Source organism: Yaniella soli, from assembly GCF_054782375.1.
Window position 1 is genome coordinate 1 of sequence record NZ_BAAGSP010000086.1, and the last position, 852, is coordinate 852.

The following is an 852-nucleotide window of genomic DNA, read 5'->3' on the forward strand; positions in this document are numbered from 1 at the left end:
TCTTGCCATCCTGGCTCAAGGCCTGCTGGCTGAAGCTGGAGCAGTCCCACTGGTTACCCGCGCCGTTAGCGCCCAGACGGTAGCTGGCGCCTGAGCTGTTTGCAGTGCTGACTGCCCAGGAAGAGCCCGAAGTCGAGGTAGTCGAACCGGTGGATGCGGTGGAAACTGCGCTGCTCGAATTGCTGCTATTCGATGAGGAGCTTGCTTCGTTGGCAGTGCTGGTGCTGGATGACGAGCTCGAGCCGGTCGAGGTGCTAGCTGAAGAGCTGGAGCCGGCGGAGGCTGAACCACCGGGGATGGTCAACTGATCACCCGGGTAGATCATGTGCGAGGAAAGACCATTCTCGGTCATCAGTGCTGATACGGAAGTTCCGTTCTGGGTAGCAATGCGACCCAGAGTATCGCCTGAAACAACCGTGTAGGTGCTACCGGAAGTTGATGAGGCGGTGCTAGCGGAGTCGGATGAGCTGGAACTGCTGTCGAAGGACAGGTTCTGGCCCGGGTAGATCAAGTGCGATGACAGTCCGTTGGACTCCATCAGGCTGGAAACTGTGACACCTTCGTATTGCGCGGCAATTCCGCTGAGTGTGTCTCCGCTTTCGACGTTGTGGTCGGCGTGAGCCGGTGCAACTCCGGCTACGGTCACGCCAGCAAAGGTGGCGAACCCGGCCACGCTTGCTTTCATGGAGCGCATACGGCGACCGCGGAGCTGCATCTTCTCGGCTTCGATCCGCTCGCGGCGAGTAGCGTACATCATTATTCGTCCTCCGGTGTGGATGATATTCGTGGTAAATGAACCGCCAACATGCGTTGGGCTTACCAACATTGACGTAAGATCTTGCTGCGTATCGA

General features: G+C 58.3%; 1 protein-coding gene. It reads right to left on the reverse strand.

The window, feature by feature from the left end; genetic code table 11:
* The coding region (locus ACYVJT_RS15310) for a LysM peptidoglycan-binding domain-containing protein (RefSeq protein WP_499418570.1) at positions 1 to 757 on the reverse strand (757 nt) is incomplete at its 3' end.
* Between the last annotated feature and the right edge of the window lie 95 nt (positions 758 to 852).